The 15,543-nt window shown below is 62.3% G+C and carries 15 protein-coding genes; 11 read left to right on the plus strand and 4 right to left on the minus strand.

Annotated elements, in window-relative coordinates; translation table 11 throughout:
* The first annotated feature begins 2 nt into the window (after window positions 1–2).
* From TX24_RS06545 to dctM, 7 genes are all read left to right on the plus strand, one after another.
* Window positions 3–1,166, plus strand: coding sequence for an acyl-CoA dehydrogenase family protein (locus TX24_RS06545; RefSeq protein ID WP_032892015.1), 1,164 nt, complete (start codon window positions 3–5; stop codon window positions 1,164–1,166).
* A gap of 11 nt (window positions 1,167–1,177) precedes the next feature.
* On the plus strand, window positions 1,178–2,545 hold the full coding sequence (locus TX24_RS06550) for an MmgE/PrpD family protein (RefSeq protein WP_003191036.1): 1,368 nt from the start codon (window positions 1,178–1,180) through the stop codon (window positions 2,543–2,545).
* On the plus strand, window positions 2,538–3,731 hold the full coding sequence (locus tag TX24_RS06555; protein WP_003191037.1) for a CaiB/BaiF CoA transferase family protein: 1,194 nt from the start codon (window positions 2,538–2,540) through the stop codon (window positions 3,729–3,731). Before TX24_RS06550 ends, TX24_RS06555 begins: the two co-directional genes overlap by 8 nt.
* A 14-nt stretch (window positions 3,732–3,745) precedes the next feature.
* Window positions 3,746–4,561 carry an HpcH/HpaI aldolase/citrate lyase family protein gene (locus TX24_RS06560; RefSeq protein ID WP_003191038.1) on the plus strand — a complete coding sequence of 272 codons (816 nt, stop codon included), beginning with the start codon at window positions 3,746–3,748 and terminating at the stop codon, window positions 4,559–4,561.
* Window positions 4,562–4,780: 219 nt separating this feature from the next.
* Entirely contained in the window at window positions 4,781–5,764 is a 984-nt protein-coding gene (locus TX24_RS06565; protein ID WP_034135545.1) for a TRAP transporter substrate-binding protein, read from the plus strand.
* A gap of 200 nt (window positions 5,765–5,964) precedes the next feature.
* Complete coding sequence (locus TX24_RS06570; protein WP_003191040.1) at window positions 5,965–6,597, plus strand: TRAP transporter small permease; 633 nt, start codon at window positions 5,965–5,967, stop codon at window positions 6,595–6,597.
* The gene (gene dctM, locus TX24_RS06575) at window positions 6,597–7,877 is read left to right on the plus strand and encodes a C4-dicarboxylate TRAP transporter large permease protein DctM (RefSeq protein WP_003191042.1); all 1,281 of its coding nucleotides are present in this window, start codon (window positions 6,597–6,599) and stop codon (window positions 7,875–7,877) included. Before TX24_RS06570 ends, dctM begins: the two co-directional genes overlap by 1 nt.
* Before the next feature lie 47 nt (window positions 7,878–7,924).
* Here dctM and TX24_RS06580 read toward each other — a convergent pair whose 3' ends face one another.
* Complete coding sequence (locus TX24_RS06580; RefSeq protein ID WP_003191044.1) at window positions 7,925–9,559, minus strand: methyl-accepting chemotaxis protein; 1,635 nt, start codon at window positions 9,557–9,559, stop codon at window positions 7,925–7,927.
* A 226-nt stretch (window positions 9,560–9,785) separates the two neighbouring features.
* On the opposite strand from TX24_RS06580, the gene TX24_RS06585 reads away from it, so the two are divergent.
* Both TX24_RS06585 and TX24_RS06590 read left to right on the plus strand, forming a co-directional pair.
* The gene (locus TX24_RS06585; protein WP_003191045.1) at window positions 9,786–10,616 is read left to right on the plus strand and encodes an undecaprenyl-diphosphate phosphatase; all 831 of its coding nucleotides are present in this window, start codon (window positions 9,786–9,788) and stop codon (window positions 10,614–10,616) included.
* Window positions 10,613–10,996, plus strand: coding sequence for a DUF1294 domain-containing protein (locus TX24_RS06590; protein WP_003191046.1), 384 nt, complete (start codon window positions 10,613–10,615; stop codon window positions 10,994–10,996). The genes TX24_RS06585 and TX24_RS06590 overlap by 4 nt, the downstream gene beginning before the upstream one ends.
* Here TX24_RS06590 and TX24_RS06595 read toward each other — a convergent pair.
* Together TX24_RS06595 and TX24_RS06600 are read right to left on the minus strand one after the other, a co-directional pair.
* Entirely contained in the window at window positions 10,985–11,341 is a 357-nt protein-coding gene (locus tag TX24_RS06595; RefSeq protein WP_003191047.1) for an MmcQ/YjbR family DNA-binding protein, read from the minus strand. The two genes, TX24_RS06590 and TX24_RS06595, sit on opposite strands and share 12 nt — an antisense overlap.
* Window positions 11,338–12,246, minus strand: coding sequence for a LysR substrate-binding domain-containing protein (locus TX24_RS06600; protein WP_057709940.1), 909 nt, complete (start codon window positions 12,244–12,246; stop codon window positions 11,338–11,340). Before TX24_RS06600 ends, TX24_RS06595 begins: the two co-directional genes overlap by 4 nt.
* Window positions 12,247–12,371: 125 nt before the next feature.
* Between TX24_RS06600 and TX24_RS06605 the strand changes: the two genes are divergently transcribed.
* Window positions 12,372–12,983: an FMN-dependent NADH-azoreductase gene (locus tag TX24_RS06605; protein ID WP_034127345.1), complete on the plus strand. Its 612-nt coding sequence runs from the start codon at window positions 12,372–12,374 to the stop codon at window positions 12,981–12,983.
* 190 nt (window positions 12,984–13,173) lie between these two features.
* Complete coding sequence (locus tag TX24_RS06610; protein WP_044273645.1) at window positions 13,174–14,211, plus strand: alpha/beta hydrolase family protein; 1,038 nt, start codon at window positions 13,174–13,176, stop codon at window positions 14,209–14,211.
* On the opposite strand, the gene TX24_RS06615 is transcribed toward TX24_RS06610, so the two are convergent.
* Window positions 14,205–15,377 carry an MFS transporter gene (locus TX24_RS06615; protein ID WP_057709941.1) on the minus strand — a complete coding sequence of 391 codons (1,173 nt, stop codon included), beginning with the start codon at window positions 15,375–15,377 and terminating at the stop codon, window positions 14,205–14,207. The two genes, TX24_RS06610 and TX24_RS06615, sit on opposite strands and share 7 nt — an antisense overlap.
* Between the last annotated feature and the right edge of the window lie 166 nt (window positions 15,378–15,543).

Consider the following 15,543-nt stretch of genomic DNA (forward strand, 5'->3'; position numbering starts at 1 on the left):
TAATGAATGCCCACGACACTGAAGAACTCAACGCCATCCGCGACGGCGTGCGTGCCTTGTGCGCCGAATTCGATGCCGCTTACTGGCGCAAGATCGATGAAGAAAAGGGCTTCCCCGAAGCCTTCGTCAAGGCGCTGACCGACGCCGGTTGGCTGTCGGCAATGATCCCCGAGGAATACGGCGGTTCCGGCCTGGGCCTGGCCGAAGCCTCGGTGATCCTTGAGGAAGTCAACCGCTGCGGCGGCAACTCGGGCACTGTGCATGGCCAGATGTACAACATGTTCACCCTGCTGCGTCACGGCAGCGAGGCGCAAAAACGCTTCTACCTGCCCAAGCTGGCCAGTGGTGAATTGCGCCTTCAGTCGATGGCCGTCACCGAACCCACTACCGGCACCGACACCACCAAGATCAAGACCACGGCGATCAAGCGCGGCGACAAGTACGTGATCAACGGCCAGAAAGTCTGGATCTCGCGGGTGCAGCATTCCGACCTGATGATCCTGCTGGCACGCACCACGCCCTTGGCCCAAGTGCAGAAAAAATCCGAAGGCATGTCGATCTTCCTGGTGGACCTGCGCCAGGCCATCGGCAACGGCCTGACCGTGCAGCCCATTGCCAATATGGTCAACCACGAGACCAACGAGCTGTTCTTCGACAACCTGGAGCTGCCCCTGGACAGCCTGATTGGCGAGGAGGGCAAGGGCTTCAAATACATCCTCGATGGCCTGAATGCCGAGCGCACCCTGATTGCCGCCGAGTGCATCGGTGACGGCCGCTGGTTTATCGAAAAGGCCAGCGCCTATGCCCGCGACCGTGTGGTGTTTGGCCGGCCCATCGGGCAGAACCAGGGCGTGCAGTTCCCGATTGCCGAGGCGCATATCGAGATTGAAGCGGCGGACCTGATGCGCTGGCGTGCCTGTGAGGAATACGACAGCGGCAAAAACGCCGGGGCCAGTGCCAACATGGCCAAGTACCTGGCGGCCAAGGCGTCCTGGGAAGCGGCCAACGCCTGCCTGCAAACCCACGGCGGCTTCGGCTTTGCCTGCGAGTACGACGTGGAGCGCAAATTCCGCGAGACCCGCCTGTACCAGGTGGCACCGATCTCCACCAACCTGATCCTGTCCTACGTAGCCGAGCATTTGCTCGAACTGCCGCGCAGCTTCTGAGGGCGTTGAGCATGCATCATACCCAAGCCCTTTGCCGGTTCCTGGCCGAGCTGACTTACGCGCAGTTGCCCGAGCACGTACTGGCGCGCACCGAAGAGCTTTACCTGGATTGGCTCGCATCCGCCTTGGCCAGCCAGGGCGCGCACCCGATTCCCCTGTTTGAACGCTACGCACAGAAGATGGGCCCGAGCAGCGGCCCGGCCCAGGTGATCGTCAACGGCACCGGCACCAGCGCGTATTTCGCCGCACTGGTCAACGCTGCCTCCTCGCACTTGGTGGAGCAGGATGACTTACACAACAGCTCGGTGCTGCACCCGGCCACCGTGGTGTTTCCCGCCGCATTGGCCGCCGCCCAGGACCTCGGCAAGTCTGGCCGTGAACTGTTGCTGGCCTCGGTGGCCGGCTATGAGGCGGGGATTCGCATCGGTGAGTTCCTGGGGCGTTCCCACTACCGCATCTTCCACACCACGGCCACGGTCGGCACCCTGGCGGCAGCGGTCGCGGTGGGCAAGTTGCTCGACTTCAACGAAGAGCAATTCATCAACCTGCTCGGCAGCGCCGGCACCCAGGCCGCCGGGCTCTGGGAATTTCTGCGCGATGCCGCCGACTCCAAGCAACTGCACACGGCCAAGGCCGCGGCGGACGGCCTTCTGGCGGCTTACCTTACGGCCGATGGGCTAACCGGCGCGCGCAATATTCTTGAAGGGGACCAGGGTTTGGCGGCGGGCATGTCCAGTGATGCGCAGCCGGGCAAATTGTCTGCCGGCCTGGGCAGCCGTTGGGCACTGGTGGAAACCTCGTTCAAGTTCCACGCTTCCTGCCGTCACACCCATCCCGCTGCCGATGCGCTATTGGACTTGATGCAGCGTGAAGGTTTGAGCGCTGCACAGATTTCCCAGGTGCAAACCCACGTGCACCAAGGCGCCATCGACGTACTCGGCCGAGTGACGGTGCCGGCCACCGTGCACCAGGCCAAATTCTCCATGGGCACCGTGCTTGGATTGATCGCTGTGCATGGCCACGCCGGGTTGCCTGAGTTCCATGACCTGGCGTTGAGCGATCCTGCGGTCGCGGCGTTTCGCGACAAGGTCTGCATGAGCCTGGACCCCGAGGTCGACAGCGCCTACCCGCAACGCTGGCTGGGCCGCGTCACCGTCACCACCACCGATGGCCGCACGCTGCACGGTGCCATTGATGAACCCAAGGGCGACCCGGGCAACACCCTGAGCCGCGCCGAGCTGGCGGATAAGTTCCAGCGCCTGGCCCACTTCAGCGGCGCCCGCACCCCGTCCCGGGCCAACCGCCTGATCGAGCAGGTGTGGAACCTGCGCACTACCGCGTCCATGGCCCATTGGCTTGGAGGGAATTGTGATGACTGAACAACGACCGCTGGACGGCATCACCGTCGTCAGCCTGGAACACGCGATTGCCGCGCCATTTTGTACGCGCCAGTTGGCCGACCTTGGTGCCCGGGTCATCAAGGTGGAGCGCCCCGGCACCGGCGACTTCGCCCGTGGCTATGACGAGCGGGTGCGCGGCCTGGCGTCGCATTTCGTCTGGACCAACCGCTCCAAGGAAAGCCTGACCCTGGACCTCAAGCAGGACGAGGCGGGCGCCATTCTCGACGCGTTGTTGGCCGATGCCGATGTGCTGGTGCAAAACCTTGCCCCCGGCGCGGCGGCGCGCATGGGCTTATCGTTCGAGGCGCTGCACGCGCGCTTTCCACGCCTGATCGTCTGCGATATTTCCGGCTACGGCGAAGGCGGGCCCTACGAGAAAAAGAAAGCCTACGACCTGTTGATCCAGAGCGAGGGCGGCTTTCTCTCGGTGACCGGTGGCCCAGGTGAAGAACAGATGGCCAAGGCCGGTTGCTCCATCGCGGACATCTCCGCCGGCATGTACGCCTACAGCGGCATTCTGTCGGCGCTGCTGCTGCGCGGCAAAACCGGCCAGGGCAGCCGTATCGATGTGAGCATGCTCGAAAGCCTGGTGGAGTGGATGGGGTACCCGATGTATTACGCCTTCGACGGCGCGCCGCCGCCACCGCGTGCGGGTGCCGCGCATTCGACGATTTACCCTTACGGGCCGTTTCCCACTGGAGGCGGCGGCACGGTGATGCTCGGCTTGCAGAACGAACGCGAATGGGCGGCGTTCTGCGACAAAGTACTGCTCAGCCCGTCGCTGGCCACGGACGAGCGCTTCAGCGCCAACTTCAAGCGCTCGGCCAACCGCGAGCTGCTGCGCCAGATCATCGTGGAGCGCTTTGCCCCACTGGACGTCGAGGCGGTGATCCAGCGCCTGGAAGACGCGCAGATTGCCAGTGCGCGGGTCAACGACATGCAAGGCGTGTGGGACCACCCGCAACTCAAGGCCCGCGACCGCTGGCGCGAAGTCGACAGCCCAGCGGGGCCGTTGCCGTCGCTGCTGCCACCGGCGCGTAACGCTGCGTTTACCCCGCGCATGGACGGCGTGCCAGCGCTGGGGCAACACAGCCAAGGCATCCTCGACCAGCTGGGTTATTCCGTTGAGGCCATTAACAGCCTGCGCGAGCGCGGCGTTATCTAATCAGGAATTAAGTGATGCCAAAGCCATTAGTACGTTCTGCGCTGTTTGTGCCGGGCAGCCGCCCGGAGCGGTTTGCCAAGGCCCTGGCCAGCGGCGCCGACGCGGTGATTGTGGATTTTGAAGACGCGGTGGAAGAACCGCTCAAGCGTCAGGCTCGGGATAATCTGGGCGCGTTCCTGCATGCGCATGCCGAAGCCCAGGTGTGGGTACGCATCAACGCGCCCCAGCATGCCGAGCATTTTGCCGATGTCGCCTTCTGCAAGTCCCATGCAAATGTGGCGGGGGTGTTGCTGCCCAAGGTCGAAAGCGCGGCCCAGGTGGCGGTGGTGGCCGCGACCGGCAAACGTATCTGGCCGATTATTGAAAGCGCACGGGGTTTGCTGGCACTGGCGCAGATTGCCCAGGCGCCCCAGGTAGAGCGCCTGTCGTTCGGCGGTTTGGACCTGGCGCTGGACCTCAACCTGAGCAGTCACTCCCACGCCGCCGAACTGGCCCTTGACCAGGCGCGCCTGGCGCTGATCGTGCATTCGCGCGCGGCGGGCCTGGCGGCGCCGCTGGACGGCGTGCACCCGGCCATCGACGACCCCGAAGGCCTGCACCGCTCGATCCGGCACGCTTATGAGATGGGCTTTGCCGGGGCATTGTGCATTCATCCCAAGCAAGTCGCGGTGATCCATGCCGCGCTGGCGCCTAGCGCCGAAGAGCTGGCCTGGGCCAGGCGCGTGGTGGAGGCGGGTGCCCATGGGGCAGGGGCTTATCAAATTGACGGGCAGATGGTGGATGCGCCGGTACTGCTGCGCGCGCAGCGGCTGCTGGCCGCGCAACTGTAACTGACAAAACCGGGAGCAAAATGTGGGAGCTGGCTTGCCTGCGATAGCGGTAGAACAGTCAATGTTTGTGTTGCCTGACACACCGCTATCGCAGGCAAGCCAGCTCTCACACTGGACGCGTTCGGCCAGGCCGAACGCAGGTATCTAAAATTCGAAATTCACGACACGCGTTACATCAGGCACCTTGCCTTACAACACAACAATAAGAAGGTGATTCCCATGCTCAAGCTTTCCCGGGCGCTGCTGTGCGCCGCCACCTTGTTTACCGCAGGCCTGGCCCAGGCGGCAGACCCGATTGTGATCAAGTTCGCCCACGTGGTGGCCGAAAACACTCCTAAAGGCCAGGGCGCGCTGCTGTTCAAAAAACTGGCTGAAGAGCGCCTGCCCGGCAAGGTCAAGGTTGAGGTGTACCCGAACTCGTCGCTGTTTGGCGATGGCAAGGAAATGGAAGCGTTATTGCTGGGCGACGTGCAAATGCTCGCGCCGTCCCTGGCCAAGTTCGAGCACTACACCAAACAAGTGCAGATCTACGACCTGCCGTTCCTGTTCAACGACCTGGCCGCCGTCGACCGTTTCCAGGCCGCTGAGGGCAAGCTACTGCTGACCTCGATGCAGGATAAGAACATCCTTGGCCTGGCCTATTGGCACAACGGCCTCAAGCAACTCTCTGCCAACAAGGCCCTGCATGAACCCAAGGACGCCCGTGGCCTGAAGTTCCGCGTGCAGGCTTCCAGTGTGCTCGAAGAACAGTTCAAGGCGATCCGCGCCAACCCGCGCAAGATGAGCTTTGCCGAGGTCTACCAGGGCCTGCAGACCGGCACCGTGAATGGCACCGAGAACACCTGGTCCAACTATGAAAGCCAGAAGGTCAACGAAGTGCAGAAGTACTTCACCGAGTCCAACCATGGTCTGATCGACTACATGGTGATCACCAATGCGAAATTCTGGAACGGCCTGGCGCCGGATGTGCGCAGCACCCTGGAGCAGATCATGGCCGAGGTCACCGTGGAGGTGAACAAGCAGGCTGAAGCACTGAACCAGTCGGCCAAGCAGAAGATCATCGACGCCAAGACCAGCGAAATCATCGAGCTGACCCCCGCGCAACGTGCGCTGTGGCGCGAAGCCATGCGCCCGGTGTGGCAGAAGTTCGAGGGCGAGATTGGGGCTGACCTGATCAAGGCAGCGGACCAGTCCAACCAGTAATCCCCTGTGGGAGCGGGCTTGCCCGCGACTGATCGTTCCCACGCTCCGCGTGGTAATGCATCCCGTGACGCTCCGCGTCGCCTTACGCACGGCGTGATACAGGACGTGGAACGTCCGGGGCGGCATTACCACGCGGAGCGTGGGAACGATCTAGCAGGTTGACCTGGCTTTTACCTATCTCTGCCTCGCGAGGTTTTGCCATGCAAACGCTAAGGCGCGTCTGGGAGCACCTGGAGGAAGGCTTCATTGCTTTCCTGCTGGCCGCCATGACCCTGGTGACATTCGTCTACGTCATGCTCAACAACGTCTACACCCTGTTCTTTGCCCTGGCCGACAAATGGGCCTGGAGCGGCCCCTTCTTCAATGCCCTGGGCGACGGCACCATGACCTTGGCCCAAGAGATGACCTGGAGCGTGGCGCTGACCAAGGCCATGTTCGGCTGGTTGATTTTCTTCGGCATTTCTTACGGCGTGCGCACCGCTGGCCACCTGGGCGTGGATGCGCTGGTGCGGCTGACCCGGCGCCCGGTGCAACGCCTGCTCGGCATGCTCGCCTGCCTGTGCTGCCTGGCCTATGCCGGGCTGTTCATGGTGGCCAGCTACAAGTGGGTGAGTGCGGTAATGACCGCGCATATCGGCGCCGAAGACCTCGACCAGTTCGGCATCGATGTCGGCGACATCGTGGTGATCGTGCCCATTGGCTTTGCCTTGGTCTTGATCCGCTACCTGGAAATTTTCTACCGCATCTTTACCCACCGCCAGGTGGGGTTGGGGTTGGCCGACGAGGCCGGTGAGGCCAGCAAGTTGGCCGGCAGCCATGAGGAGCGTCACTGATGGCCGTGCTCTGTCTGTTTCTACTGTTATTCGTGTTCATGTTCCTGGGCGTGCCGATTGCGATTGCCCTGGGGCTGTCCGGTGCGGTGTCGATCCTGATGTTCAGCCAGGACTCGGTGAGCTCCCTGGCGATCAAGTTGTTTGAAACCAGCGACGCCTACACCTTCCTGGCGATTCCCTTTTTCCTGTTATCCGGCGCCTTCATGACCACCGGCGGCGTGGCCCAGCGGCTGATCGACTTTGCCAACGCCTGTGTCGGGCATATCCGCGGTGGCCTGGCGATTGCGGCGGTGCTGGCGTGCATGCTGTTTGCGGCGCTGTCCGGCTCATCACCGGCCACGGTGGCGGCGGTGGGCTCGATTGCCGTGGCGGGCATGGTGCGTTCCGGTTACCCGAAGGAGTTTGGGGCAGGCATCATCTGCAATGCCGGGACCTTGGGCATTCTGATTCCGCCGTCGATCGTGATGGTGGTGTATTCGGCGGCGACCGAAACCTCAGTAGGCAAATTGTTCATGGCCGGGGTGATTCCGGGTTTGCTGCTGGGCCTGATGTTGATGGTCGCGATCTACATCGTCGCCCGCATCAAGAAGCTGCCAGCGCAACCCCGGGCGACATTCCGTGAGTGGCTGAGCTGCGCACGCCGGGCGTTCTGGGGCCTGTTGCTGCTGGTGATCATCCTTGGGGGCATTTACAGCGGCATGTTCACCCCGACCGAGGCGGCGGCGGTGGCGGCGGTGTATTCGGCGTTTGTCGCGCTGTTCGTCTACAAGGACATGAAGCTGCGTGACTGCCCCAAAGTGCTGCTGGAGTCTGGGCGGTTGTCGATCATGCTGATGTTCATCATCGCCAACGCCATGTTGTTTGCCCACGTGCTGACCACCGAGCAGATCCCGCAGGAAATCACCGCTTGGGTGATCTCCGAAGGGCTGACGCCGATTGGCTTTTTGATCATGGTCAACGTGGTGTTGCTGATTGCCGGCAGCTTTATGGAGCCTTCGGCCATTGTGCTGATCCTGGCGCCGATCTTTTTCCCGATTGCGATGAAGCTGGGCATTGATCCGATTCACCTGGGCATCGTGATGGTGGTGAACATGGAAATCGGCCTGGTGCATCCGCCGGTGGGGCTGAATCTGTTCGTGACCTCGGCGGTGACGGGGCTGACCCTGGGGCAGACCATCCGCGCGGCGATGCCGTGGCTGATGATCCTGTTGGTGTTCCTGATCATGGTCACCTACCTGCCGTTCATTTCCCTCGCGCTGCCGCAGTGGCTGGGGATGTGAGGCCGCTAGGCGGTGGGAGAGGGCAGCCCTCCCACCGCTGAGGGGCTTTAGACCTTGAACTGACGCAAAAGCCCATCAAGCTGCTCGCTCAAGCCACGCAACTGTGCACTCGCCACGCTGGATTGCTCCGCCGCCAGCGCGGTGCTGTGGGACAGCCCGGCCGCTTGGGTGACGTTCTGGTTGATGTCTTCCACCACGTGGGCCTGTTGCAGGGTGGCGCTGGCAATCGAGGCGTTCAGGCCGTTGAGGTTGTGCAGCGCCTGGCCGATGGCGGTGAGGCTCGCGCCCGCCTGGCCGGCTTGTTCGATGGTTAGTTGCGAGGCGCTGTGGCTGTCGCTGATCACCTTGACCGCCGCTTCCGAGTGGCCTTGCAGGCGCTCGATCATCACCTGGATCTCGGCGGTGGATTTCTGCGTGCGCTGGGCCAGCAGGCGCACCTCATCGGCGACCACCGCGAACCCACGGCCTTGCTCCCCGGCACGTGCGGCTTCGATGGCGGCGTTGAGGGCGAGCAGGTTGGTCTGGTCGGCGATGGAGCGGATCACCTCCAGTACCCCGCCGATCTGCGTGCTTTCGCTGGAGAGCGTGCGGATCACCTCAACAGCCTGACTAATAGTGGTGGAGAGCTGGTCGATCTGCTGCAAGCTGCCGTCGATATTGACCTGTCCCTGTTGGGCCTGGGCCTGGGCATCGCGCATTTCGCTGGCAGCGTGCTCGGCATTTTTTGCCACGTCCTGCACACCGTAGGTGACTTCGTTGATGGCGGTGGCCACCAGTTCCATCTGTTGCGATTGCTGCTGGCTGCGGTCATGGGCCTGGCTGGCGTTGTGGCCCAGTTCGGTGGACGACTGGCCCAGGGCGTTCGCGCACACCTGCAACTGGCCAACCACCTGGCGCAGTTTAGCGGTGAAGCTATTGAAGTGCTGGGCCAGTTGCGTCAATTCGTCACGGCCGTGGGTGTCGAGGCTGTGGGTCAGGTCGCTTTCGCCGCTGGCGATATTGCCCATGGCATTCACCGCCGCCTGCAACGGCTGCACGATGCTGCGGGCAATCAGCACCACCAGCACGGCCATCATCAGCGCAATACCCAGGCCAATGGCCGAGGCTTTCCACACCTGGCCCCTGAATTCGGCCTGCACATCGTCCACGTAGACGCCGGAGCCGATGATCCAGCCCCAGGGTTCGAACAGTTGGATGTACGAGGTTTTCTCTACCGGCGCTTCGGCGCCAGGCTTCGGCCAGCGGTAGTTGACGATGCCGGCACCCTTGGCCTTGGCCAGGCTCACGAATTCGTTGAACACGGCGAAACCGTCCGGGTCGCGAATCGCCGAGAGGTTCTGGCCGTCGAGCTTGGGGTTGGCCGCGTGCATGATCATCACGGGGGTGAGGTCGTTGATCCAAAAGTAATCATCGTGGTCATAACGCAGGCCGCGCACCGCGCTCAAGGCCTGTTGTTGCGCGGCGTCGCGGGTCAGTACGCCGGTTTTTTCCAGGTTCTGGTAATAGCTGAGTACGCCACTGGCGGTCTGCACCACGTGCTGGGTCTGCTGGCGCTTGGCCTGGTAGAGGTCGCCGTGGATCTGGTTGAGCATCAACAGCCCCAAGGCCAGCAGCATCAACACGGCAACTATCAGGATCAGCCAAAGGCGGCGGCTGATCGACATGCTGCGCAAACTGTTCATCGTCCTGTCACTCCCTGCTCTTTATAATTGTGGTGCTGCTTCGAGATTTCCGGCGTGTCTGATAGGCTTTCGGCCCGGAATCGAAAAACCTGAGTACTGCCTGATTTTTCACGGAATTTTTGCAGACCGGCGTTGAGAATCAACCGCGGGCGCTTGTGTGCGCTCGTCGTCAGTGAACTTAAAAAAGACTAAGAGGCATGCCCCGCGCATGACCTTTGGAGACAGCATGGATTTTTGGACCGCCATACAGGCATTGATTCTCGGCATCGTAGAGGGGCTTACGGAGTTCTTGCCGATCTCCAGCACCGGCCACCAGATCATCGTCGCCGACCTGATCAATTTTGGTGGCGAGCGTTTCGAAGCCTTCAACATCATTATCCAGCTGGGCGCGATCCTGGCGGTGGTCTGGGAGTTTCGACGCAAGATCTTTGACGTGGTTATCGGCCTGCCGACCCAGCCCAAAGCCCGGCGCTTTACCGTCAACCTGATCATCGCCGTATTGCCCGCGGTGGTACTCGGGGTGATCTTCGCCGATCTGATCAAGCACTACCTGTTCAACCCTATCACCGTGGCCACAGCGCTGGTGGTGGGCGGCGTGATCATGTTGTGGGCTGAACGCCGCCAGCATGCGGTGCGGGCTGAGAGCGTCGATGACATCACCTGGAAAGACGCCCTGAAAGTCGGCCTGGCCCAGTGCCTGGCCATGATCCCCGGCACCTCGCGTTCCGGTGCGACGATCATCGGCGGCCTGTTGTTCGGCCTGTCACGCAAGACGGCCACCGAGTTCTCGTTCTTCCTGGCGATGCCCACCATGGTCGGTGCGGCGGTGTACTCGGGCTATAAGTACCGGGACCTGTTCCAGCCCGCGGACTTGCCGGTGTTCGCCATTGGCTTTGTCACCTCGTTCATCTTCGCGATGATTGCGGTCAAGGCCCTGCTCAAGTTCATCGCCAGCCACAGCTACGCGGCGTTTGCCTGGTATCGGATTGCCTTCGGCCTGGTGATCCTGGCGACCTGGCAGTTCGGCTGGATCGACTGGACTGCGGTCAAGCCATGAGCATCCAGCATCCACGCCTGAAGGCGCTGCTCTTTGTGCTGCTGTGTGCCGCGCCGCTGCTGGGCTCGGCCTTGCTGTGGTATCGCGGCGAAACGGTCATCCCGTTGATGGCCTACGGTGTGGTCAGCGTGGTGGCGTTCTTCCTGTACTGGAGCGATAAGCGCAAGGCCCAGACCGAAGGCTGGCGCACCCCGGAAAACATCCTGCACGCGGTGGAGCTGGCGGGCGGTTGGCCGGGGGCGTTGATCGCCCAGCAGGTGTTCCGGCACAAGACGCGCAAGGTGTCTTACCAGGTGCTGTTCTGGGTGATTGTGCTGTTGCACCAGGTGTTCTGGCTGGACCAGTTGTTCTTGGGCGGCACCTTGCTGTCAATCCTCTAGCCGCAAGCCAATCTGCGTGCGCTTGGGCAGCTTGCTGACCACCAACTGGTGGGAGCGCTGCAACAAGCCGCGCAGTTCCTCAGCGCCCAAAGGGTAGGGCGTGTTCATGATGACCCACTGTGCCCTCGCCAGGTAAGGCGCCGGGTGAATGCCCGGCCGGTCGACGTGGCCCAGGAACAGCTCCTTGTCGACCTTGAAGGCCAGCGACTCACCGCGCAGGTTCTGCAAGGCGAACATCTTGTTGCCAGCAATCGAGAACACCCGCACGCCGCCCCATTTATAGTCTTCCCGTGCGCCTGGCAGGCTCAGGCAGAAACCTGCGACTTGTTCTTCTGTCATGCTCATAACAGCCGATCTCCACAGCCTTTGAAGCCTTCTTCCAGATAGTCGATCCAGGCCCGGATGGCCGGCAGCACGCCGCGCCGGTGCGGGTACACCGCCTGCAGCCAGCCGCCCGGCAATGACCATTGCGGCAGCAGTTGCACCAGCCGGCCGCTGGCCAGTTCTTCTTCGCAGTACATCATCGGCAGTATCGTAAAGCCCACGCCCATGATGGCGCTGGCCTTGCGCACGATAAAGTCCTCGATGCCCAGGCGCGCTTCCATCACCAGTTCATGGGTATTGCCCTGGGGATCGATGATGCGTTGATGCACCATTCGGTCGGCCTCAAGTGCGCCGAGTATGGGCAACTGTTTGAGGTCTTCCAGGGTTCCGACCTGCCGATCACGCATGAACGCGGGGCTGGCCACCAGCACGGTGTGCGCCTGGCGCAGGCGCTTGGTGACCAGCAACGGGTCTTCATCGCCTTGTTCGCGAACGCGCAGTGCCACATCAATGCCTTCGGCCACCAGGTCGACGCGGCGGTTCACCAGGGTCATGTCCAACTGCACCAGCGGGTGAGCGGCGAGAAAACCTGCCACCAACTCCGGCAGGATGTGTTGGGCCAGGCCCACCGGGCAACTGACCCGCAGCCGCCCACGCGGCTCGCTGGACATACTGGCCACGGCCTCGTCAGCCATTTCCGCTTCCAGCAGCATGGCCTGGCAGTGGCGCAGGTAGCGCTCACCCACGGCGGTGAGGGTCAGTTGCCGGGTGGTGCGTTGCAGCAGGCGTGCGCCCAGGCGGTCTTCCAGCTCGGCAATGCGCCGTGACAACCTGGATTTTGGAATCCCGAGCAGCCGGCCAGCCGCAGCAAAACCGCCGGCTTCGACGACTTTAGCGAAATAGTAGAGGTCGTTGAGGTCTTGCATGGTGGGCCTATTGTCCTGTCAGTGGGACAAACTATCGCATTTCAGATGGCTTATCGACCATTGGTTTCATGCGTAGCATCACCACCATCTGATCGCCACTGTCGATCCCACCTCGGAGATCCATCATGAAACTCTTGCACATCGATTCCAGCATCCTCGGCGACAACTCGGCCTCCCGTCAGCTCAGCGCCGGTGTAGTCAAGGCGTGGCAGGCCGCCCAGCCGGGTGTGGAAGTGACTTACCGTGACCTTGCCAGCGAAGGCATCAACCATTTCTCCGGCGCTACCCTGGGCGCGTTGGGCACTGCTGCCGAACTGCGCGATGCGGCGCAAAAGCACGAGGCTGAACTGAGTGCATCGTCGCTGGCTGAATTCCTCGCCGCCGATGCCGTGGTGGTGGGTGCGCCGATGTACAACTTCACCATCCCCACCCAGTTGAAAGCCTGGATCGACCGCATCGCAGTCGCCGGCCAGACCTTCCGTTATTCCGAAGCCGGCCCTGAAGGCCTGTGCGGCAACAAGAAAGTCATTATTGTCTCCACCGCCGGTGGCCTGCATGCCGACCAGGCCTCGGGCGCTGCCCACGAAGGCTACTTGAAGCTGCTGTTCGGTTTCCTCGGCATCACCGACATCGAGATCGTCCGCGCCGAAGGCCTGGCCTACGGTGATGAAGTGCGCAGCAAAGCCATGAGCGACGCCAACGTGCGCATCAACGAGCAACTGTTCGCCGCTGCGTAAGGCTTATGTAAATTTGCCCTGTCCTCGGTTTCATTCTGAAACCTAGCGCCTAAACTCTGTATTCTGATCGCCCGAGCGCGAGCGGAGTACGGAGTTTTTTCGTTGTGGCCCAGGTTATGCAGACATCCATTCGATACCCTGGACTTTTTATCGACAGGCCGGTTTTTGTGCAGCAAAGGTGGACATCCCTATGATGCGTCTTTGTGCTGTTTTGGTTCTTTCCCTGATTGGCGGCCTGGTTTCAGTGCACGCCGCGCCGGCACCGCACCCCCATTGGAGCGTGGGGTTTCATCGCATGAGTTTTCTCGACCCGCTGGATGCGCAGCCGATGAAAGCCATCGCGTTCTACCCCTCCACCGATGCCGAGCGCAGCACCGCGCTGGGCGCCTACCATGTCGCGGCCAGCGAAGATGCCAAGGTGGCGATCGGGCGTTTCCCGATGCTGATGTTGTCCCACGGCAATACCGGCACGCCGCTGGCCCTGCATGACCTGGCCACCGCCTTGGCGCGCAAGGGGTTTGTGGTGGTGGCGGTGCTGCATCCCGGTGACAACTACAAGGACCACAGCCGCCTGGGCACCGTGAGCAATTTGTACGGTCGGCCGATCCAGATTTCCCAGGCGATCACCGCCGCCTTGGCCGAGCCGATGCTGTCGCCCTTTGTGGATATTGATCAGATCGGCGTCATCGGTTATTCCGCTGGTGGCGAGACGGCATTGATTCTGGCGGGCGCCAAGCCGGATTTCGAACGTTTGCGCCGCTACTGCCAGGAACGCCCCGAAGACCGTGACGCGTGCACCACCAAGGGCGAGTTGGTGGTCGATCGCGACGATTTGCAACCCCAGGCCGATCCGCGCATCCATGCCTTGATGCTGATGGCGCCGCTGAGCTTGATGTTTGGCCGCCACACCCTGGCGGACGTGCATGTGCCGGTGCTGCTCTACAGTGGCGATGGCGACCAGTTGGTGGCCGTGGACAAGAACGCCGCCGCCCTGGCGCGCAAGTTGCCGCAGCCCCCGGATTTCAAACTGTTGGCCGGGGCCGGGCACTTCGTGTTCATGGCCCCGTGTGACAGCGATCAACTGGCGAGCATGCCCGCCATTTGCACGGATGCCGATGGGGTTGATCGAGAAGGCATCCACCGCGATCTGGTCTCCGAGGCCGGGCGTTTTTTCAGCCATACCCTGGGCGAGGCCACCCGCGCCGGCTTGCAGACCGCTGATCAGTAGGCGCGACGCCGGAGCAATACGGTCAGGCCGAGCGCGCTGACCGACAGCAACGCCGCGCAGAAGAAGATCCAGCCATAGCCGAGGTTCAGCGCCACGGCGCCCATCAACGGCCCGGCAATCGCCAGTGCCAGATCGAAAAACACCGCATAGGCACTCAGCCCCGCGCCGCGGCTGCTGTCTGGCACTTGCTTGATGGCTTCCACGCCGAGCGCCGGGTAAACCAGTGACAAGCCAAAGCCGGTCAACCCTGCGCCGATCAAGGCCACGCCGGTAGACGGCGCCAGCCACAACAGCGTCAGGCCCAGGGTTTCGATGAGCATGCAGGCGATGGCGGCGGTGAATCCACCAAACCGGCTGATGGCCGAAATAAACACCAGGCGCGACAGGATAAAACACACGCCAAATACCGTCAGGCAATATGCCGCACCGGTCCAGCCACGATTGAGGTAATACAGGGTGATGAAGGTCGTCAACGTGCCGTAGCCAATCGAGGCCAGGCACAGGCTGGTGCCAAACGGCGCGATACGCCCGAACACCGCCCAGAATGGCAGCCGCTCGCCACGTACCACTGGCACCGACGGTTTATTGCGGATCAGCACCAGGCCCAACGCCGCCAACACCGCCAGGGCAACACCCAGGCTGGTGTAGCCGTAGTCAGCCACCATCACCACGCCTAACGGCGCACCAATGGCAATGGCGCCATAGGAGGCGATGCCATTCCAGGAAATCGAGCGTGCGGTGTGCTCGGCGCCCACTGCGCCCATGCACCAACTGATGGTCCCCACGCCAATCAGGCCCTGGGCCACGCCCAGTAACAGGCGACCGGCGATCAGAATACCCAGGCTCAAGCTCGGCAGGCTGTCCAGCAGGGTGGCGATAAAGGTCAGTACACCGCTGATCAGAATGCCGGCCAGGCCCAGCACGATCGCACGTTTGGTACCGACGTTATCCGACATCCGCCCAGCCATCGGGCGGCTGAGCAGCGTGGCCAGGTACTGCGAGCCGATTGTCACCCCGGCCACCACGGCGCTGAAGCCCATTTGCTCATGCACATAGCCTGGAATCACCGCAATCGGCAGGCCGATGCAGATGAAGGCAATGAAGGTATAGAAGACGATGGAAACGATCTGCAGGGTGATCGACAGGGAGGAGGGGGCGGCAGGCATGAATACTCAATCGCTGGCGGGCGGTAAAGCATCATGGCATATCCCGCCTCCCTGTAGGAGCGAGGGACGCCTACCGTCGATCCCTGTGGGAGCGGGCTTGCCCGCGAAGGCGGTGTGTCAGTCAGTGAATCTATAGCTGAACCACTGCTTTCGCAGGCAAGCCAGC

Source organism: Pseudomonas lactis (genome assembly GCF_001439845.1).
GTDB lineage: Bacteria > Pseudomonadota > Gammaproteobacteria > Pseudomonadales > Pseudomonadaceae > Aquipseudomonas > Aquipseudomonas lactis.